This is a genomic window from Bradyrhizobium paxllaeri (assembly GCF_001693515.2).
GTDB lineage: Bacteria > Pseudomonadota > Alphaproteobacteria > Rhizobiales > Xanthobacteraceae > Bradyrhizobium > Bradyrhizobium paxllaeri.
Genome location: NZ_CP042968.1, coordinates 6,737,135 through 6,755,991, shown reverse-complemented (window position 1 = coordinate 6,755,991; position 18,857 = coordinate 6,737,135). Strand labels below are relative to the sequence as shown.

At 64.1% G+C, this 18,857-nt stretch carries 17 protein-coding genes; 8 read left to right on the top strand and 9 right to left on the bottom strand.

The window, feature by feature from the left end:
- Nucleotides 1-43: 43 nt before the first annotated feature.
- Nucleotides 44-1,720, top strand: a complete 1,677-nt coding sequence (locus LMTR21_RS32220; protein WP_065753375.1) for a mucoidy inhibitor MuiA family protein — start codon at nt 44-46, stop codon at nt 1,718-1,720.
- Nucleotides 1,721-1,843: 123 nt separating this feature from the next.
- Here LMTR21_RS32220 and LMTR21_RS32215 read toward each other — a convergent pair whose 3' ends face one another.
- The 5 genes from LMTR21_RS32215 to LMTR21_RS32195 all read right to left on the bottom strand — a co-directional run bounded on the left by LMTR21_RS32215 (nt 1,844) and on the right by LMTR21_RS32195 (nt 6,389).
- Nucleotides 1,844-3,196, bottom strand: a complete 1,353-nt coding sequence (locus LMTR21_RS32215; RefSeq protein ID WP_065753374.1) for an esterase-like activity of phytase family protein — start codon at nt 3,194-3,196, stop codon at nt 1,844-1,846.
- A 128-nt stretch (nt 3,197-3,324) separates the two neighbouring features.
- On the bottom strand, nt 3,325-4,125 hold the full coding sequence (locus LMTR21_RS32210; protein WP_065753373.1) for a heme ABC transporter ATP-binding protein: 801 nt from the start codon (nt 4,123-4,125) through the stop codon (nt 3,325-3,327).
- Nucleotides 4,122-5,213, bottom strand: a complete 1,092-nt coding sequence (locus LMTR21_RS32205; RefSeq protein WP_065753372.1) for a FecCD family ABC transporter permease — start codon at nt 5,211-5,213, stop codon at nt 4,122-4,124. Before LMTR21_RS32205 ends, LMTR21_RS32210 begins: the two co-directional genes overlap by 4 nt.
- On the bottom strand, nt 5,210-6,163 hold the full coding sequence (locus LMTR21_RS32200; protein ID WP_065753371.1) for a heme/hemin ABC transporter substrate-binding protein: 954 nt from the start codon (nt 6,161-6,163) through the stop codon (nt 5,210-5,212). The genes LMTR21_RS32205 and LMTR21_RS32200 overlap by 4 nt, the downstream gene beginning before the upstream one ends.
- A gap of 19 nt (nt 6,164-6,182) precedes the next feature.
- A complete protein-coding gene (locus tag LMTR21_RS32195; RefSeq protein ID WP_065753370.1) occupies nt 6,183-6,389 on the bottom strand; it encodes a hemin uptake protein HemP in 207 nt (68 codons plus the stop codon).
- Between the two features lie 325 nt (nt 6,390-6,714).
- Here LMTR21_RS32195 and LMTR21_RS32190 point away from each other — a divergent pair, with 325 nt between their 5' ends.
- From LMTR21_RS32190 to LMTR21_RS32165, 6 genes are all read left to right on the top strand, one after another.
- Entirely contained in the window at nt 6,715-9,003 is a 2,289-nt protein-coding gene (locus LMTR21_RS32190; RefSeq protein ID WP_430642488.1) for a TonB-dependent hemoglobin/transferrin/lactoferrin family receptor, read from the top strand.
- Nucleotides 9,004-9,141: 138 nt separating this feature from the next.
- A complete protein-coding gene (gene hmuQ, locus LMTR21_RS32185) occupies nt 9,142-9,477 on the top strand; it encodes a heme-degrading protein HmuQ (RefSeq protein ID WP_065753368.1) in 336 nt (111 codons plus the stop codon).
- A gap of 12 nt (nt 9,478-9,489) precedes the next feature.
- On the top strand, nt 9,490-10,005 hold the full coding sequence (gene hutX / locus LMTR21_RS32180; protein WP_065753367.1) for a heme utilization cystosolic carrier protein HutX: 516 nt from the start codon (nt 9,490-9,492) through the stop codon (nt 10,003-10,005).
- A gap of 57 nt (nt 10,006-10,062) precedes the next feature.
- Nucleotides 10,063-10,824 carry a tonB-system energizer ExbB gene (gene exbB / locus LMTR21_RS32175; protein ID WP_065753366.1) on the top strand — a complete coding sequence of 254 codons (762 nt, stop codon included), beginning with the start codon at nt 10,063-10,065 and terminating at the stop codon, nt 10,822-10,824.
- A 17-nt stretch (nt 10,825-10,841) separates the two neighbouring features.
- Nucleotides 10,842-11,282, top strand: a complete 441-nt coding sequence (gene exbD / locus LMTR21_RS32170; protein WP_065753365.1) for a TonB system transport protein ExbD — start codon at nt 10,842-10,844, stop codon at nt 11,280-11,282.
- Nucleotides 11,283-11,287: 5 nt separating this feature from the next.
- A complete protein-coding gene (locus tag LMTR21_RS32165) occupies nt 11,288-12,112 on the top strand; it encodes an energy transducer TonB family protein (protein ID WP_065753364.1) in 825 nt (274 codons plus the stop codon).
- A 29-nt stretch (nt 12,113-12,141) separates the two neighbouring features.
- Here the strand turns inward: LMTR21_RS32165 and LMTR21_RS32160 are convergent, their stop codons facing one another.
- From LMTR21_RS32160 to LMTR21_RS32145, 4 genes are all read right to left on the bottom strand, one after another.
- Complete coding sequence (locus tag LMTR21_RS32160) at nt 12,142-12,984, bottom strand: carbohydrate ABC transporter permease (protein ID WP_371419443.1); 843 nt, start codon at nt 12,982-12,984, stop codon at nt 12,142-12,144.
- Nucleotides 12,985-13,036: 52 nt separating this feature from the next.
- Nucleotides 13,037-13,993 carry a carbohydrate ABC transporter permease gene (locus LMTR21_RS32155; RefSeq protein ID WP_065753587.1) on the bottom strand — a complete coding sequence of 319 codons (957 nt, stop codon included), beginning with the start codon at nt 13,991-13,993 and terminating at the stop codon, nt 13,037-13,039.
- Nucleotides 13,994-14,125: 132 nt separating this feature from the next.
- Complete coding sequence (locus tag LMTR21_RS32150) at nt 14,126-15,472, bottom strand: ABC transporter substrate-binding protein (RefSeq protein WP_065753363.1); 1,347 nt, start codon at nt 15,470-15,472, stop codon at nt 14,126-14,128.
- Between the two features lie 72 nt (nt 15,473-15,544).
- Nucleotides 15,545-16,588 (bottom strand): C-terminal binding protein, encoded by a 1,044-nt coding sequence (locus tag LMTR21_RS32145; RefSeq protein ID WP_065753362.1) that lies wholly within the window; start codon nt 16,586-16,588, stop codon nt 15,545-15,547.
- A gap of 264 nt (nt 16,589-16,852) precedes the next feature.
- On the opposite strand from LMTR21_RS32145, the gene LMTR21_RS32140 reads away from it, so the two are divergent.
- Nucleotides 16,853-18,538, top strand: coding sequence for a methyl-accepting chemotaxis protein (locus LMTR21_RS32140; protein WP_065753586.1), 1,686 nt, complete (start codon nt 16,853-16,855; stop codon nt 18,536-18,538).
- The last annotated feature ends 319 nt before the right edge of the window (nt 18,539-18,857 follow it).

Below are 18,857 nucleotides of genomic sequence, written 5' to 3'. Positions count from 1 at the left end.
TGTTTGCGCGTCGCCATCGGGCGACCGGTTCAGGAGAGAATCCATGAGATTGAAAGCGAACGGTTTTTTCACGGCGAGCATCGCCGTGCTGGCGGCGTTTGCCGCCGGCGGGGCCCGCGCGGCTGACGTGGCCGCCAGTTCGGTGGTGGACGCGGTGACCGTCTATCCCGACGGCGCCAGCGTGACGCGCCTGGTCACGGTCGACCTGCCGGCCGGCGAGAATTCCGCTGTTCTGAAGGATTTTCCGCTGACGCTGGATCCAACGTCACTGCGGGTCGAGGGTGAGGCCGGTGCAAAGCTCACGATCGGCGCGATCGACGCCAAGCCGCCGCGCGCGGCGCTGCCGGTGAACCTGCCCGAACTTGACAAGCGCATCGAGGCGCTGAAGGACGAGCGTGGCAATCTGCAAGGCGCGATCGATGCGGCGAACGCACGGCGCAAATTCGCTGAGCGTTTTGCCGATGTTTCGCCCGCCGGTATCGGCGAGAAGGGTGAGGCACGACCGATTTCCGAATGGCGTACGGCCTTTGCCGCGGTCGGCGACGAAATCGCCAGCGCCGACGCCGCCATTCGCGACGCCCAGCGCAAGCAGCGCGAACTCGACCGCGAGATCGCCCGGCTCGAACAGGACAAGGCGAAGAAGCCGCCGAACAAGCTTGAGGTGCGGATCGAACTCGCGGCCGCGGCCGCCACCAAGGCGACGCTGCGGGTGACCTATGCGGTCCGCAACGCGCGCTGGACCCCGCTTTACGACGCGCGTCTCGACTCCGGCGCCAGGGATCGCAAGCCGGCGCTCGAACTGGTGCGCCGTGCCGAAATCACGCAGAACACCGGCGAGGACTGGTCGAATGTCGCGCTCGCCGTTTCCACCGTGCGAACTGCCCGCGGCGGCAGCGCGCCCGACCTGAAGTCGCTGGTCGTGCAATACCCGCAAGTACCGCGTCCGATGGCGGCAGCGTCCGCCTCGGATTCTGCGGCGGCACCAGCCATGGAGAGGATGAGGCAGTTCCGCCTTGGCGCGGGGAAGAGCGATGAACTCGTGATGGAGAGGGCGGCCGAGCAACAGGCCGTGGCTGATGTCAGCGGCTTCCAGGTGGTGTTCAAGATTCCGGGGCGCGTCAGCCTCGGCGCCAGCGAAGGCGCAAAAAGCCTGCGCGTCTCCAGCGCGACCATCGCGCCCGATCTGGCGGTGCGTGCGGCGCCGGTGCTGGACCCGACGGCGTTCCTCGAGGCGAGCTTCAAGCAGAACGAGGATGCGCCATTGCTGCCCGGCCGGGTTTCGATCTATCGCGACGGCGTCTTCGTCGGTCGCGGCCAGATGGCTGCCGCGGCCAAGGACGAGACCGTGCGGCTCGGCTTCGGCGCCGACGACAAGATCAAGATCGAGCGCAACGTCCTCAAGCGCAACGAGGGTTCGGCCGGCCTGATCATGACGACCTCGAAGACCGACGAGCGGGCGTTCAAGACCACGGTGCGCAACGGTCATGATTTCCCGATCCGGATCGCGATCGAGGACCAACTGCCGGTCAGCGAGAACGAGGAGATCCAGGTCGAGATGCTGTCCTCCACGACGCCGCCGTCCGCGACCAATGCGCGCGACCGGCGCGGCGTGCTGGAGTGGGCGTTTGAGGCCAAGGCAGGCGAGGTGAGGGACATCAACTTCGCGTGGCGGATTCGCTGGCCCAAGGACAAGGGCGTCGTGATGGTGCCGGCGGGGTAGGGCGGCGTCGTTCGGTCACGGAAGGAGCCGTCATTGCGAGCGCAGCGAAGCAATCCACATTCCCGCGCGGGGATAGATGGATGGCTTCGTCGCTTTGCTCCTCGCAATGACGGCGAGAGACCCTCACTTCGCCTTCAAAAACTCAGCCACTTCCAGCAGCACGAATTCATTGTCGTCGGCCTTGTTGGGATCGCGGCTCGACGAGAACGGCAGGTTGTTGTCGTTGCCGACGATGATGTGCGTGTCGTCGACGCGATCGACGTTCTCGATGGTGAAGAACGGGAAGGTCAGCACGCCGTCGTTGAGCGGCTTGCGCGCCTTCTTCTCGGGATCCCTGATCTTCATCAGGTCGATATAGGCGATCTTGCGCACGGGCTTGCCGGCATTGGCGTCGGAAAGCTCGACCTTGTAGACGCGCTTGAACTTGGCGAGATCGGGAAAGCAGTTCTCGCCGCGCTGGCCGGCCGGGCAGGCCTTGTCGGCGGTGCCTTCGCCATTGTCGCGCTCGATGATCAGGCCGGTTGATCCGTCGATCATGTTGAAGTCGCCGATGGCGTTGCCATTCTGCTCAAACACGTAAGTCCAATAGCGGCCGGTGAATTTTTCGGCGGCGACGTCGAATTCGAGGATGCGCGACGCTTCCTTGCCGTCGACCTTTTCAACGTCCTTTTTCTCGGCGTCCCAGAGCGGGCCTTCGAGCAGGCCGTAGAGGAATTTGCCGTCCTTCGAGGCGGCAAAGCCTTCATAGCCCTTGGAGCGGCGCAGGTTGACGGTGGTGTAGCTCGCGCCCGGCGTCGCCGGCGACTGCACCGACCAGTGATCCGGCGAGCGCACCGGCTTGCCGTCGGCAGTGGTCTCGAACACGGCCAGGACCTTGCCGGTCTTGTCGGCCTTCAGCACATAGGGGCCGAACTCGTCGCCGATCCAGAAGGTGTCACCAATGATCTGAAAGCCTTCGGTGTCGAAATCGGCGCCGGTGAGATAGCGCTTTGCAGTGTCCTCATGCACGATGCGGAACGGCACCTTCTTGTCGGGATCGTGCAGGAAGATGGTTTCCTGCCGCTCGATCTTGCCGCTGGCCCAGTGGATCTTGTGGCGGTTGAGGTACAACATCGAGTCGGCCGAGTTGTAGCGCGAGCCCATGCCGTTGTCGGTGAGCACCCAGAACGAGCCGTCCGACATCACCTTGATGCCGGAATGGCCCTGCAGCGGTTGCCCCTTGAACGGCAGCGAGACGCCAGTCGGCCGCTCATAGGACTTGCCCATCACGGTGCCCACGGCATCGGTGCGCTTGCCGGTGGTGTATTTGCCCGCGGTCTTGAGATCATCGGGCGCGTCAGTGGGCGCGTCGATGAAGCTCTGCGCCGGCAGCACGGCGTGGCCCTTCAGTGTGGCGGGAAACTCGCCTTCGCCTTGCGCGAAGGCGGCACTGACCAGAAAGACTGACGCAACGGAGCAGAGCAATGACACGCGCATGGCGGATCTCCTTGTGATGACGATGCGCCGTGTCTTGCGGAGCGGCTGTTACAGCCGGCTGACAGTTTCATGAACGGCGTGTGACGCCGTTGGATAAGGCTGCGGCCTTATGCCGTCAGAGCCGGTTTCTAGGGCGATGCTGCCGGCCGCATGGTCTGCGGCAGCAGGAACGGCACGCCCTGCTCGGTGTAGTCGATCGTCACATCGACCTCGAAAATCCGGCGGATGGTCTCGGCCGTGATCGCTTCGCTGCGCCCGCCGTCGACGGCGAGCCGGCCTCGGTGCAAGAGCACGATGCGGTCGGCGAAGCGCATGGCGAGATTGAGATCATGCAGCACGGCGATCACGGCGGTGCCGTTCTGCGCGCGCTGTTTCGCCGTTTCCACCAGATCGATCTGATGGCGCATGTCGAGGCTGGAAGTCGGCTCGTCGAGCAAGAGAAGGCCGGGACCATGCTGCGCCTCGCCGCAGGCGAGCTGCACCAGCACGCGGGCGAAATGCGCGCGCTGCTGCTCGCCGCCGGAGAGCGTCGGCAATTGCCGCTGGCTGAAATGCGAAAGGCCGACCTCGCCGAGCGCCGCGTCGACCAGCGGCTGGGCGGTGGCGCGACCGGCATCGCCCGCGCCCATATGGACGATTTCCTCGACCGTGAACGGGAAGGTGACGTTGACGTGCTGCGACAGCATCGCACGGTGAAACGCGAGTTGGCGCGGCGGATAGAGGCGGATGTCGCGCTGCTTCAGCCTGACCTCTCCCCGTGTCGGGCGAAGATCGCCGGACAGCATCCGCAGCAGCGTCGATTTACCGGCGCCGTTGGGGCCGACGATGGCGACCATCTCGCCCGCCTTGATCTGCAGATCGATGCCGTCGACCAGCGTGGCGCCGCCGACCACCATCGAGACGGACTGTGCTTCGAGAAGGGCGGTCACAGCGAGACCAGCCCGCGCTGGCGCAGCAGCATGCCCAGGAAGAACGGCGCGCCGATCGCGGCGGTGAGAATCCCGATCGGCATTTCCGCGGGCGCCACGATGGTGCGGGCCAATGTATCCGCGCCCGTCATCAGCACCGCGCCAAACAGCATCGAGGCCGGCAACAACAGACGGTGCGCCGGTCCAATCACCAGCCGTAGCAGATGCGGCACCACGATGCCGACGAAGCCAACGACGCCGCAGACGGAGACGGCAACGCCGGTCATTGCCGACACCAGCACGATTGAAATCCGCTTCAGCCGTTCGACGTCGACGCCGCTGTGGAACGCCTCGGCTTCGCCCAGCACGAGCACGTCGAGCCCGCGCGCGATCGAGAAGCAGGCGGCCAGCGCTATTCCCAGCACCGGCGCCAACGCGGCGAGCTTCGGCCAGGTCGCGCCGCTGAGCGAGCCCAACAGCCAGAAGGTGATGTCGCGCAACTGGCGGTCGTCGGCGATGAAGACCAGAAGCCCGATGCCGGCATTGGCGATGGCGGCGATCGCAAGGCCGGCCAACAGGAAGATCGCAATCGAGGTACGTCCGGAGCGGCTCGCGATCGAGTAGAGGATGATCGTTGTCGCCAGCGAGCCAACGAAAGCCGCGACCGGCAGCAACTGGTTCTGCATGAAGTGCAGGCTCGCGCCGAACCGGCTGTCGGTGATGACGATAGCGGCCGCGGCTGCGAACGCGCCTCCAGAGGAAACGCCAACCAGCGCGGGATCGGCGAGCGGGTTTCGAAACAGCCCCTGCATGATTGCACCGGAGGCCGCGAGCAGCGCGCCGATCATAGCCGCCGCGGCGATCCGCGGAATCCGGATCGACCACACGACGAGCTGGTCGCGCGCCAGCGTCGGCGACGGCACGGCGTCCGGCCACAGGCCCAGGGCGGCGGGCAGCCGTGCAAGCGGAATTCCGGCTGCTCCTACGGTGAGGGCGATCACGGCCGTGCCGGCAAGTGTTGCGAGCAGACAGACGATGGCGAGGGAAGCGGACGGGCGAAACGCATATCCGGCACGACGCCGCGAGCCGGCTCCGGTCAACGCCGTCATGACCGGCAGTTGGCCGTCAGCGCCGCCGGCGCAAACTTCTCCGCCTGCGGCGCCAGCGCCGGATAGAGCTTGACCGAGAGATCGCGCGCGGCTGCCGCCGTGCGCGGCCCGAAGCCGAGCAGATAGAGGCCTTCCATCGAGATGAAGGCCTTGTTGGCCGCAGCCGGCGTCAGCGCGAAGGCGGGATGGACGTAGACGGCTTCGGCGTCCAGCGAGTCCTTGCCACGCTGGATCGAGAGAACGACGTCCGGTTTGGCCGCGACGATCGCCTCGTCGTTGATGGGCTTGTAGCCCTCATAGCCGTCGATGGCGTTGACGCCGCCGGCTAGCGCGATGATCTCGTTTGCCGCGGTGTTCTTTCCGGCGGCCATGGCGCGACCGTTCAACAGCGACATCACGAACATCACGCGGACGGGTTTGGTCACCTTGGCGCGCAGCTCGCGCAGTTGCGCCAGGTCGCCGGAGACAGCCGCGGTCAGACATGCGGCGCGGCTGTCCGCGCCCATGGCGTGGCCGACCAGCTTGATCTTCTCGATCAGGCCCTGTTCGGAGAAGGTCTCGGGCACCAGCACCAGCGGCACCTTGGCCGCGTCGAGCACATCCATGGTTTCCTTCGGCCCGGACCCCTGCACGGCGAGCACCAGCGAAGGATTGAGACCCAGCACGCCCTCGGCGGAAAGCTGGCGCATGTAGCCGACATTCGGCTTGTCGCGCAGCGCCGCAGCCGGATAGAGGCTCGTCGAATCGACGCCAGCGAGACGGTCCTCGAAACCGAGCGCATAGAGAATCTCGGTGATGGCACCGCCGATCGAGACGATCCGCCCAACGTCGCCGATCGTGACGTCGCGGTCGCGGGCATCGTGCACCGTGATGCCGGCAGCGAGCGCGACGCTGCCGAGCAGGAAGCAGCCCGCAGCGGCCGTCAACGCGAGCGTGCGACAAATTGTCATTGCGGGTTTACCTGGTCGGTCACTTGGTCAGGATCAGTTTGTTCTGCGATGTCAGCCGCAGGCGATAATTCTCCTCGCCATGCGCGATGATGATCTCGCGCTCGCTGGCGAACAGTTCGCGGCTGTCGATCCGGTTGCCGTTTACAACGAGAGATCTCGTCGCGGCAGCGGAATTTGCCGATTGTGTTCGGGCCTCTCCGAGCTTGCTTCCCCCTGCTGTAGACATTTCGCGTCTTGGTGCCCCGAAAAATTCAATCGATCTAAGCTTGTACCGTTGGGCAGGGCTGCAATCCAACCACTGCACTTTACAATCGATATAAAGTGCCCGATGGCATTATTGACCGTTCCCGGAACGCGGCGTAACGAAGATGAATGCGACACGTGCGGGGGTGCCCGGTCGCGACAATTGGTAGCCAGCAAGCAGCCGTTCATCACCACGGCGCCCGCCAGCCAGACCCAAGAGACAGATAACAGGTTGGGGCAGTATGGCTTTCGGGGCTAGGTATTCGCGCGCCTTGGTTTTGGGCGCGTCGGCATTTTCGTTCGCAGTGATGTCGTCAAGCGCAGCGTTCACGCAGGCGCTCGAAGCGGAGGCCGTCACGCGGTCTGCCGAGCAAAAGAAGCAGAAGCAGGCCAAGCGCCAGCAAGCCAAGCCGCAGCAGGATACTCAATCGGCGGCGATGAATGCGCACGCGCAGGCTGGCGTTGCGCCGGTGCAATCGCTCGATACGATTACGGCAGTCGCGACCAAGACCAACGAGCGCGCGATCGATTCGCTGGCGCCGGTGAGTTCTGTGTCGATGGAGCAGATCCAGGGCCTGCAGCCGAACCGGCTGTCCGACGTCTTCTATAGCGTGCCCGGCGTGTCCTTCCAGGAGCGCGGCGACGATCCCTCGACCGTGATCAACATCCGCGGCCTGCAGGATTTCGGCCGCGTCGCGGTCGTCGTCGACGGCGCGCGGCAAAACTACCAGCGTACCGGACACAACGCCAACGGCTCGTTCTTCCTCGATCCCGAACTGGTCGGCGGTGTCGACGTGGTGCGCGGTCCGACCGCGAACATCTACGGCTCCGGCGCGATCGGCGGCGTGGTTTCGTTCCGCACCAAGGACATCAACGACGTCGTGCGCCCGGGCGAGCGCTGGGGCGTCGACATGACCGGCTCCGGCGGCACCAACAATGCTCGCGGCCTCGGCTCGATCTTCGGCGGCGTGCGCGCTACCCCCGATGTCGATGTCTTCGGTGGCGCGGTGTACCGCACGCAGGGCAATTACAAGGACGGCAACGGCACCGAGATCGGCAATACCGGCAACGAGATCGCTGCCGGGTTGATGAAGGTCACGGTGCGTCCTGCCGAAGGCCATGAGATCAAGCTCGGCGGCGTATTTCAGGATTACCAATACAGCATCGGCCAGTTCAATCGCGGACCGGTGCTGACGGCGGCGCAACGCGCGCTGTTCCAGGGCTCGTCGGTCTACGCGTCGGACGCGAAGAACTACATGGGTACACTGACCTGGAAATACAGCAGGCCAGACGACAATCTCTGGGACTGGAGCATGTCGCTGTACGGCAACCGCACCGACAACGACCAGGTCAAGACACATCATAACAGCGCAAGTGGCGCGGCCTTTTGCGGTCCCGGCAACGTCGGCAACAACATCTCCGGCTGTGTCGGTGACAAGCGCGGCTACGTGCTCGACACGCTCGGGATCGATGTCAACAACACCACCCGGTTCAATGTCGGCGACTGGCGCAACGCGGTCACGCTCGGAGTCGACGCGTTTCAGGATGACGTGAAAACCTTCGATAGCCGCGGTAATTCCAACATCACCACGCCGAGCGGTCTGCGCACCGTTTCCGGGGGATTTGCGCAGCTGAAGCAGAACTACTCAACCTGGCTCGAGGTCATCAGCGCGATCCGCTACGATCGCTATGACCTGCATTCGCCGTTCGTGGCGACCACCGGCGGCGGCGACCGCTTCTCGCCAAAGATGACCATCGGCGTGACGCCGGTGGCGGGCCTTACGCCCTATGTCAGCTACGCCGAAGGCTACCGCGCGCCCTCGATCACGGAGACGCTGATCTCCGGTGCGCACGCTACCGGCGGCGGCCCGGCGTTCTTCAACTGCCCGGACGGCACTGTCGGTCTTTTCTGCTTCCTGCCGAATGCGGCCCTGCGGCCGGAGGTCGGCAAGAACAAGGAACTCGGCCTCAACGTGAAATATGACGGCATCTTTGCCGCGAACGACAGCTTCCGTGGCAAGTTCAACCTGTTCCGGAACGACGTCAGCAACTATATCGATCTCGTCCCGTTCGGATTCACGGCGGTGCCGCCGTTCGGCACGTTCCCGCGATTCTACCAGTACCAGAACATCGCACAGGCCCGGATCGAAGGCTTCGAGGCCGAGACGATGTATGACGCAGGCCTGTGGTATTTCGGCGTCGCCGGCCACCTGATCCGCGGCAAGAACGTCGCGACCAATATCGGGCTTTCGACCATCACGCCGCGCAAGATCACCACGACCGGCGGCGTGCGGTTGCTCGACCGCAGGCTGATCCTGGCCGCACAATGGTCCTCGTTCGGCGCCAACAACGATGTGCCCGCCGGCTATCTACCCTCTACCGGATATGAACTGGTCAATTTGTACCTGACCTGGCATGCGACCAAGGACGTCATGTTCACGGCCTCGATCGACAATCTGTTGAACCAGTACTACCGGCCTTACGCCATCCCCGGCAGTTCAACCGATGGCACCAACCAAAACGACGTGTTGTGGTCGAGCCCCGGACCGGGCAGGGTCTACAAGGCCGGATTGAAGATCCACTTTGGCGGAGTGTAGTTCGACGAGCTGACAAGCCAACAAAGTTGCACCGGGCCGCGCTGATGTTCCAGCGCGGCTTCGGTGCATCCATGTTTCCAACCAACTCAAACGGTACGCCAGGCGCACCCCAGCAACTAAGCCAAGGAGATTTTGAAAATGTTTATCGCAATGAACCGGTTCCAGGTGAAGATCGGCTCCGAAGCCGCCTTCGAGACTGTCTGGCGCACGCGCGAGTCCTATCTCAGCAGCATGGCCGGCTTCGTCGAGTTTCATCTGCTCAAGGGCCCCGTCGCCGAGGATCACACACTGTACTCGTCGCACACGGTCTGGGTCGACAAGGCCGCGTTCGAAGCCTGGACCAAGTCGGACGAGTTCCGCCGGGCGCACGCCCGCGCCGACAACAAGACCGGCGAGAGCCTCTATCTCGGCCATCCCAAGTTCGAAGGGTTCGAGGTGATCCTGAGCGAGCGCAAGTCCAGCGCCGCCGCGTAAGGGGAGGGTGCGATGTTGAGCACGGAGCTTGCCGACCTCAAGGCGTATATGGCGGAGAATCCGGGCGCGGTGATCGAGGATGTGGCGCGGGAGCGGAAGGTCACTCCGCGCGCCGTCCTGGAGGCGATGCCGGAAACGATGGTGCGCATCGGCAGCGGCAGTGAGTTTGGCGCTGCGATGAACGATGTCGCGCAATGGGGTGAGGTGACGCTGATCGTCCACACCGACGACGCGATTTTCGAGTTCACTGGCTCGATCCCGGCAGGAGAGGTCGGCCGCGGCTATTTCAACCTGATGCAGCCCAAGGGATTGCACGGACATCTGCGGCACGAGCGTTGCGCGGCTGTTGCCTTTGTCGAGCGGCCCTTCATGGGCAAGTCGTCGGCCTTTGTCGCGTTCATCAATGTGGACGGCGGCATCATGTTCAAGGTGTTCGTCGGCCGAGACGAAGCGCGGGCGCTGCGCGGCGACCAGTTGCAGCGCTTTCACGCGCTTGTAGAAAGGATTGCGCCCGCCCGCGCGGCGTAGCCGATTCCCACATCGTCAACCCGGGAGGCGATCATGCAGCGAGCAGTGCTGGAAATTATGATCCGTTTGTGTGGTGTGGCCGGCGTGGCCGCTTTGCCGGGCACGGCGCTCGCCGCTACCGACGTTGCGTTGCTGCCGCGCAACCTGTCGCCCTGGAACATGTTCGTGAATGCGGACATCGTGGTGCAGGCGGTCATGGTCGGGCTTGCCTTCGCCTCGCTGGTGACGTGGACGGTCTGGCTGGCGAAAACCATCGAGATCCGCCGCAAGACGGCGACCGCCAGGCGGCGGCTGAGCATGCTGGAAAGCGATACCGTGCTCGCCAAGGCCGAGCAGGAAAGCCGCGGTGGCAATGATGCCGTGGCGCAGATCATCCTGTCAGCCGCGCGCGAGGCCAGCCTTTCCGGCGGCCATTTCGACGACGGCCTCAAGGAACGGGTGGCGCTGCGGCTGGAGCGGGTCGAGGCGGCGATGTCCAGGCAGATCGCGCGCGGCACCGGCGTGCTCGCCACCATCGGCGCCACCGCGCCTTTCGTCGGCCTGTTCGGCACGGTCTGGGGCATCATGAATTCGTTCATCGGCATTTCCGAAGCCAAGACCACCAACCTTGCCGTGGTCGCGCCCGGCATCGCGGAAGCGTTGCTCGCGACCGCGCTCGGCCTCGTCGCCGCGATCCCGGCCGTCGTGATCTATAATCATCTCACCCGCACGATCACGGCCCATCGTGCGCTGCTCGGCGATGCCTCGGCGATGGTGCTGCTCCTGATCAGCCGCGAGGGCGACCGCCGCTCGTTTCCTCTCGCGCGCGCTGCCGAGTGAGCGAGGGAGTGTGAACGATGGGTGCCAAACTGGGTAGCGTGGTTGGCGGCCGGGCGCGCGGCGGCGATGATCTCGTCGAGAATCACGAGATCAACGTCACGCCGTTCATCGATGTGATGCTGGTGCTCCTGATCATCTTCATGGTCGCCGCCCCGCTCGCCACCGTCGATCTCGGCGTCGATCTCCCGGCCAGCGCGGTCGAGCCGTCGCCGCGCCCGGATCAGCCGGTGTTCGTCACCGTCAAGCCGGACCTGTCAGTCGCGGTCGGCGAGGACGTGATCGCGCGCGAAGCGCTGACCTCCAGGCTCGATAGCGCTACGCAGGGCAAGAAGGACGAGCGTATCTTTCTGCGCGCCGACAAGACCGTCAGCTATGGCGATCTGATGGAGGTGATGAACCTTCTGCGTAATGCCGGCTATCTCAAGATCGCATTGGTCGGCCTCGACGGCCGCACTTGACTGTCATGAACGCGTTCGCCCTGCATGATGTCTCCGATGAGGCCGTCGCCCGGCGCTGGGGAGTTTCGGCGGCGGCGATCGTTGCCGCGCATGCTGCGCTGGTCGCATTGACAATGAACTGGCACACCGAGCGACCGGCGCCCGGAGTGGCGATGCCTGCCATCATGGTCGATCTGGCACCCATCACGTCGTCGCCAGAGACGGCACCAGTGGACATGATGCCGGGACCTGAGATGCAGCAGGCTGACGCATCGCCGCCCGAGCCTGTGGCCGCGGAGGCTGTGCCGGAGCAGATCGCGCCGACCCCGCCGCAGGAGAAGCCGGAGGTCATTGCGCCGCCGGAGCAGAAGCTGCAGCCCACGCCACAAAAGCCGGATCCGGCGCAGGTCGTTCCGGACCCGAAGCCGGTGCCGGTAAAGCCGAAAGTCGTCCGGCCGGATGCCAAGAAGCCTTCGGACGCGCCACCGGCGCCGCGAACCAGTGCGCCGCCACGCGCCGAGCGGCAGGCGCCTGCCGCATCAGCGATTAGCGCGGGTGCCTCCGCCTCAGCGATGGCGAGCTACACTCAGCGGGTCCGCGCACATTTGTTGCGCTTCCACAAATATCCGTCCGGCGGCAACGGTCAGCGCGGCGTCGTCAGGCTGTCCTTCACGCTGGGCCGCGGCGGTCAGGTACTATCGAGCCGCGTCGGTGGCTCTTCGGGAGTTCCTGCGTTCGATGCGCTGGCCATGGCATTGGTTCGCCAGGCCCAGCCATTCCCTGCCTTTCCGCCCGAAATCGCGTACGGGTCGATGCCCATTAACGTCCCGGTGGAGTTCAAGCCCAATTAATTTGGGACTTGAACGCACGCGGCGGTGCATCACTCCTTCACCGCGCCCGTCAGCGACGAGACGTAGTAATCCACGAACAGCGAATAGAACAGCGCGACCGGCAGCGACCCGAGCAGCGAGCCTGCCATCAGCGCGCCCCATTGGTAGACGTCGCCGGTGACAAGCTCGGTCAGGATCGCGACCGGCACCGTCTTGTTGGCGCCGCTCTGGATGAAGGCGAGCGCGTAGATGAACTCGTTCCACGACAGCGTGAAGGAGAAGATGCCGGCCGAGATCAGGCCGGGCACCGCAAGCGGCAGCGTGATCCGCCGCAATATCTGCAGACGCGTCGCACCGTCGACGAGGGCGCATTCCTCGAGCTCGTAGGGGATCGACTTGAAATAGCCGATCAGGAGCCAGGTGCAGAACGGTACCAGGAAGGTCGGATACACCAGGATCAGCGCCATCGGGCTATCGAACAGGCCGAACTGCACGATCACGGTCGCCAGCGGAATGAACAGGATCGAGGGCGGCACCAGATAGGCGAGGTAGATGCCAAGGCCCACGTAAGGACTACCGCGGAACCGCAGGCGCTCGATCGCGTAGGCCGCGAGCGTGCTCGCGAACAGCGACAGGAAGGTCGAGCCGATCGCCACGAACATCGTGGTCTTCAGCCAGGTCGGATACGCCGTGTTGAACAGCAGGTGCTTGATATGTGCCAGCGTCGGCGAGGAGATCCAGAACGGGTTGTGCTCCTTGTAATTCAGAAGCTCCGCGTTCGGTTTGAACGAGGTGATGGCCATCCAGTAGAACGGGAAGAGCAGGATCAGCACGAAACAGGCCAGCGGCAAATAGATCATCATCACCCGCCGCGCGCGGGAATCCCACGCCATGGTGTCGGGCGTGGCGCTGGCGACGTTGGTGTTGCCGGGTGAGGCGGCTACGTCAGTCATTGGCTTCTCCCTGCTGCCATTTGCGGCGCGCGAGGCCGAAGTAGCTGAACAACGTCGCGAACACGAGGAACGGGATCATCGACACCGCGATTGCCGCGCCCTCGCCAAGCTCGCCGCCGGCGATGCCGCGCTGGAAGGCGAGGGTGGCGAGCAGATGCGTGGAGTTAACGGGACCGCCGCGGGTGATGGCGTAGACGAGCTGGAAATCGGTGAAGGTGAAGATGATCGAGAACGTCATCACGATGGCCAGAATCGGCATCATCATCGGGAAGGTGATGTAGCGGAAGCGCTGCCAGGCACTGGCGCCGTCCAGCATCGCGGCTTCATAGAGCGAGGGTGAGATGGTCTGCAGGCCCGCCAGCAGCGAGATCGCGACGAAGGGAATGCCGCGCCAGATGTTGGCGGCGATCAGCGAGAACCGCGCCGGCCAGGGCGTACCGAGGAAGTCGATGTTGGTCGAGCGCACACCCAGCACGTCGACCAGCAAATAGGAAATGATCGAGAATTGCGGATCGTAGATCCACCAGAACGCGAGTGCGGAGAGCACCGTCGGCACGATCCACGGCAGCAGCACGATGGCGCGCAAGAGGCTCTTGAGCGGGAAGTGATTGTTGAGCAGGAGCGCCAGCCAGAAGCCGAGCGCGAATTTTCCGATGGTGGCGACGCCGGTGTAGAAGATGCTGTAGAACACCGCGTTCCACCACAGCGGATCCTTGAGCAGGTACTGGAAATTCTCAAGTCCGATGTAGATGCCGCGCTGGCCGATCGTGGTGTCGGTGAAGGCAAGCCAGACGCCGAGGCCGAGCGGGTAGGTGAGGAACACCGTCAACAGCCCGATCGCCGGCGCAAGGCACATCACGATCAGGAACGGCTTGTAGTCGAGCAGGCGCGCGATCCAGCCGGGTTGCCGGACCGCGATGCCGCGCGAGGGGAGAGTCGTCACAGACATCAACATTATCCCGATGCGAGCTACGTGGGACCGTCATTGCGAGCGAAGCGAAGCAATCCATGTCTCCATGAAAAGAAAGAATGGATTGCTTCGTCGCTACGCTCCTCGCAATGACGGCCGCGCTGTTCGGCCCTACCGCCCCTGCCGCCGGAAATACCGCTTCGCGCGCTGCTCGGCTTCCGCGGCCGCGGCCTCCGGCGTCGATGCGCCGGTTGCCACCGCCGCGCACATCTGGATCAGCACGTAATCGGCGCTGACGGCGCCCGTGGCCGTCGAGATCGGGCCCTTGTAGCCGTCGTAATAGGTGCTGTTCATGGTGTCCTTGAAGATCTTGACCTTGGGATCTCCGGACCAGACCTTGGCCTCGGCATAGGCGGCAAGCGGCTGCGACCAATAGCCGGAGTTGGCGTTGAGCCATGGCTCGTACTGGTCCTTTTCCATCATGAATTGCAGGAATGCTTTGGCGGCGTTGGGATACTGGCTGTGCTTGAACAGCATCGCGTTCAGCGTCAGTCCGGCCATCGGTGAAACCTTGGCGAGGCCCTTCGGCAGCAATTGATGCTCGCTGTCATCGGCAATCGCCTTGGTCGCCGGATCGTTCTTCAGCGAGAAATACAGCGAGACGCCGTTGGCGGTCAGCGAGATTTCCTGCGAGGAGTAGGCACGGTTGTTGCTGACGTCGTTCCACGACGGCGTTCCGGCGATGAAGGTCGGATACAGCTCCTTGACCCAGTTCAGCGCCGCAATGGTCTCCTTGCTGTTGATGACGATGTTGCCTTCTTCGTCGAGCAGGGAAGCGTTGTGCGACCACAGCACCCAGTTGGCAAAGCCGTTGCCGTCGCCCTTGGCGTTGCCGAGCGCGAAGCCGGCCGGCTTGCCGGCCTTCTGCAGCTTGCGGCACAACTCGAGGATTCCGGCATGATCTTCCGGGATCTTGTCGTAGCCGACCGATTGCAGCACCGATTTGCGGTAGATCAGCGGGCCGGCGGTGGCGCCGAACGGCAATCCGATCCAGGCATCGCTCTTGTTGCGCTTGCCGTATTTCTGCGCCAGCGGCTGCCAGCCGCCATAGCGCTTGCCGAGATAGTCGGCGACATCGGTCAGCTCGACCAGCTTGTCGATGTAGATGTGCGGCGCGTCTGAGAAGCCGATGATAATGTCGGGGCCGGCGCCGGAATTCGAGGTCACCGCGGTCTGCTGGTTGATGTCTTCCCAGCCGACGAAGTTGACCTTGACCTCGACACCGGTCGCCTTGCTGAACTTGTCCGCGTTGGCGCGGAACACGTCCTCGTCGGCCTGCACGAAGCGCACCGGGCGCAGCATGCGCAAGGATGCGCCTTTTTCGATTGCCAACTTGGGCGCCGGAACATCGGCGGCCTTGATGGTGGATGCGGTCTGCGCGGATGCACCGGTCGCGGCGAGCGCAGCGGCGGAAACGCCCAAAGCCAATGCTTCACGACGGGTGATGTCGCTCTTCATGGAGTCTCTCCCTATTCTGGTTCCCAGCGTTGAATCGCCGATGAACGTCGTCCGGAACGTTTTTCGCCGTCTTTAGCTGTTTGGACCGCGATCCATGCTGACGGGTTGCCAGCGACGGAGCGAGGTCGTTTGCAGCACCGACGGATTGACGCAGCTTACCGGCCACATCCCCTGCAGGACCAGTGACAATTCGTAGCCCACGCGGCGCTTGCGCGCCTCGTCAAAACGTGCCGAGGCCGACGCTACATGGGCGGTCAGGGTGACGTTTTCCATCGAAAGCATCGGGTTGTCGTGCGACGGCGGCTCCTTTTCCAGCACGTCGAGGGCGGCGTGGGCGATCCAGCCCTCCTGCAGCGCCTTGATCAGCGCTTCCTCGTCCACGGTGGCGCCGCGGCCGGTATTGATGAAGATCGCAGAATTTTTCATCTGGCGGAAATGCTTCTCGCTGAGCATGTGGTGCACCTCGGGGCGTGCCGGCGCATGCATCGAGACGAAATCCGACTGCGACAGCACCTCCGACAGGGTCGAGGGGATCACACCGTGGTCGTACATCAGCGTTTCCTGAATGAAGGGGTCATATGCCATCATGCGCAAGCCAAAGGGCGCAGCGCGCTTGGCGACGGCGCGGGCCACCCGGCCGAACGAGATGAAGCCGAGCGTCTGGCCCATCAGCCGCGGAATCTTCAGAAGCGCAGGACGGCCCTCGGACCAGCGGCCGGTGCGCACCATCTTGTCCTGCTCGACCAGCCGTCGGAACCCTGCCAGCAGCAGCATCATGGCGTGGTCGGCGACTTCCTCGATGAAGGTGTCGGGAATGTTGGTGACGGGAATGCCGCGTGCGGTGGCGGCCTTGACGTCGACGGAATCGACGCCGACGCTGCCGAGCGTGATCACCTTGCAGTTTTGCAAACTATCGATGATCGTTTTCGTGATCGGCATGCCCTTGGCGTAGATCGCATCCGCAGTCTTGGCGGCGGCGATGAATTCGGCCTCGTTGGCCGGCGCCTCGATGATTTCGGCCCCGATCGGATCGAGCGCTTCCTTCTCATAGTCGTAGCCGCCGCCGGCGACCGTGAAGCTTGCGCCCTTCGGCGTGACCACCCTGAATTTCGGCATTTCCTGCTCTCCCGATTTTATTCTTCGGTGTTGGTTTGAGGCGGCGGGCGCCGCCACGTTCTTCATTGACGCAACTGACGCAACTTCACCTTTTACGCGACTTGACCCGCTCAGGCTACAATCGTCGGTTGCTCTTGCATTGGAAACTCCGCCTACCGCCGGATTTCCGCTGACCTTCGTAACAAAGCGCTAAAGGGTCTCACGATAGTGTGCGCCAAATCAATCGACCAATCGCGTGCCGTGCGCCTATTTCCGGAGATCCCCGTGAAGCTGACCAATCTCAAGATCACCCCCAAGCTCGGTATTCTCGTGGGCGTGACCCTGCTCGGTCTCTCCGCCGCGGGCGTGCTCGCAGGCTATCTGATGCAGCGTGAGATGCTCAATGCGCGGGTCGAGCAGACAAAAGCGATCGTCGACATGGCGCGCAACATGGCGCTTGGCCTGCAGAAGCAGGTTGCCGCGGGCCAGATGACCAAGGAGGCGGCGATCGCCGAGTTCAGCAGGCGTGGCAATACGCTGACCTTCGACAATGGCAATGGCTACGTGTTCGCCTACACGATGGATGGCGTCGCCGTGCTGGCACCGGTTCCCAGCCAGATCGGCCAGAACCGCATGGATATCGACACCGGTGGCCGCAAGCTGGTGCGCGAACTGCGCGACGGCGTCGCGGCGAAGGGCGAATTCATGCTGCGCTACGAATTCCGCAAACCCGGAGAGGAAGCGCTGATCCGCAAATTCTCCTACGTGGTTCCGATCCCCGGCTGGAACATGTTCGTCGGCACCGGCGCCTATCTCGACGACCTCGACAGCAAGATGAAGCCGATCGCGCTCGTACTCGGGCTTGCCATTCTCGGCATCGCGCTGGTGGCGGGCAGCATCGCCTGGATGATCGGCCGCAGCATTTCGAAGCCGCTGGCCCAGCTCGGTGCCCGCATGCAGGATCTCGCCGAGGGTCGGCTCGACGGCGAAATTCCCGGCATCGGCCGCGGCGACGAGATCGGCGCGATGGCCGCGACCGTGCAGATCTTCAAGGACAACGCGGTGCGCATCCGCGGGCTCGAACAGAAGGAAGCCGAGGTGCAGGCGCGCGCCGAAGCCGAGCGTCGCGCGGCAATGGCGAATATCGCCAGCGATTTCGAGCGCAGCGTCACCGGCATCGTCCGCTCGGTTTCGACGGCCGCGGCAGGCATGCAGTCTACCGCGCAGTCGATGACGGCGACCGCCAGTGACGCCAGTGCGCGGGCCGCGACCGTCGACGCCGCCTCGCAACGTTCATCCGACAATGTCGGCACGGTTGCATCCGCTGCGGAAGAGCTCTCCAGCTCGGTCACGGAAATTTCGCGTCAGGTGGCGCGCTCCAGCGAGATCGCCACCAAGGCGGTCAACGATGCCCAGCGCACCAACGCTACCGTCGGCGCGCTCTCGACCGGCGCCGAGAAGATCGGCGAGGTGGTCAAGCTGATCCACTCGATCGCGGCGCAAACCAACCTGCTCGCGCTGAATGCCACCATCGAAGCGGCGCGCGCCGGCGATTCCGGCCGCGGCTTTGCGGTGGTCGCATCGGAAGTGAAGGCGCTGGCGAACCAGACCGCGAAGGCGACGGAAGAAATCTCCTCCCAGGTTGCGGCGATGCAGGCGTCCACCAGCGAAGCGGTGGCCTCGATCGGCGGCATCTCGGAGACCATCGCGCAGATGAGCGAGATCACGGTCTCGATCTCGACCGCGGTGGAGCAGCAGGGCGGCGCTACGCGTGAAATCGCCCGCAACATTCAGTCGGTGGCGGCCGGATCGAACGAGATCTCGGCCCATATCGGCGGCGTCACAACCGCCGCCGCCGCAACCGGCAAGGCGGCGTCCGAAGTGCTGGCGAGCGCCCGCGAGCTCGACGCCCAGTCCGGCATGCTGCGCAGCGCGGTCGACGAGTTCCTCGGCAAGGTGCGGGCGGCATAAAGGCAGAATTGTACGGTGGGCAAAGGCGCACTCGCGCCGTGCCCACCATCCATCAACGAGTCATGGCGCGAATGCGGGCACGCTTCCGCCTTCGCTCGTTGAGCTACGGCGGACGAGTCGCTTTGCCCGCCTAGCGACGCCCGCTGAACTCGCGGCAGTTGACGCGCGGAAATTCGTGGAAAGCGATTACGACCGCTTGCGGGCACATGAGCCGCACGAGAGTACGAAGATGTTCGCGCTTCTCCCGGCTGTTCACAGGTGTAATCAGGCAACACAAGGCCCTTCCACATCAAATCACAATCCAACAATCTGACTTCGT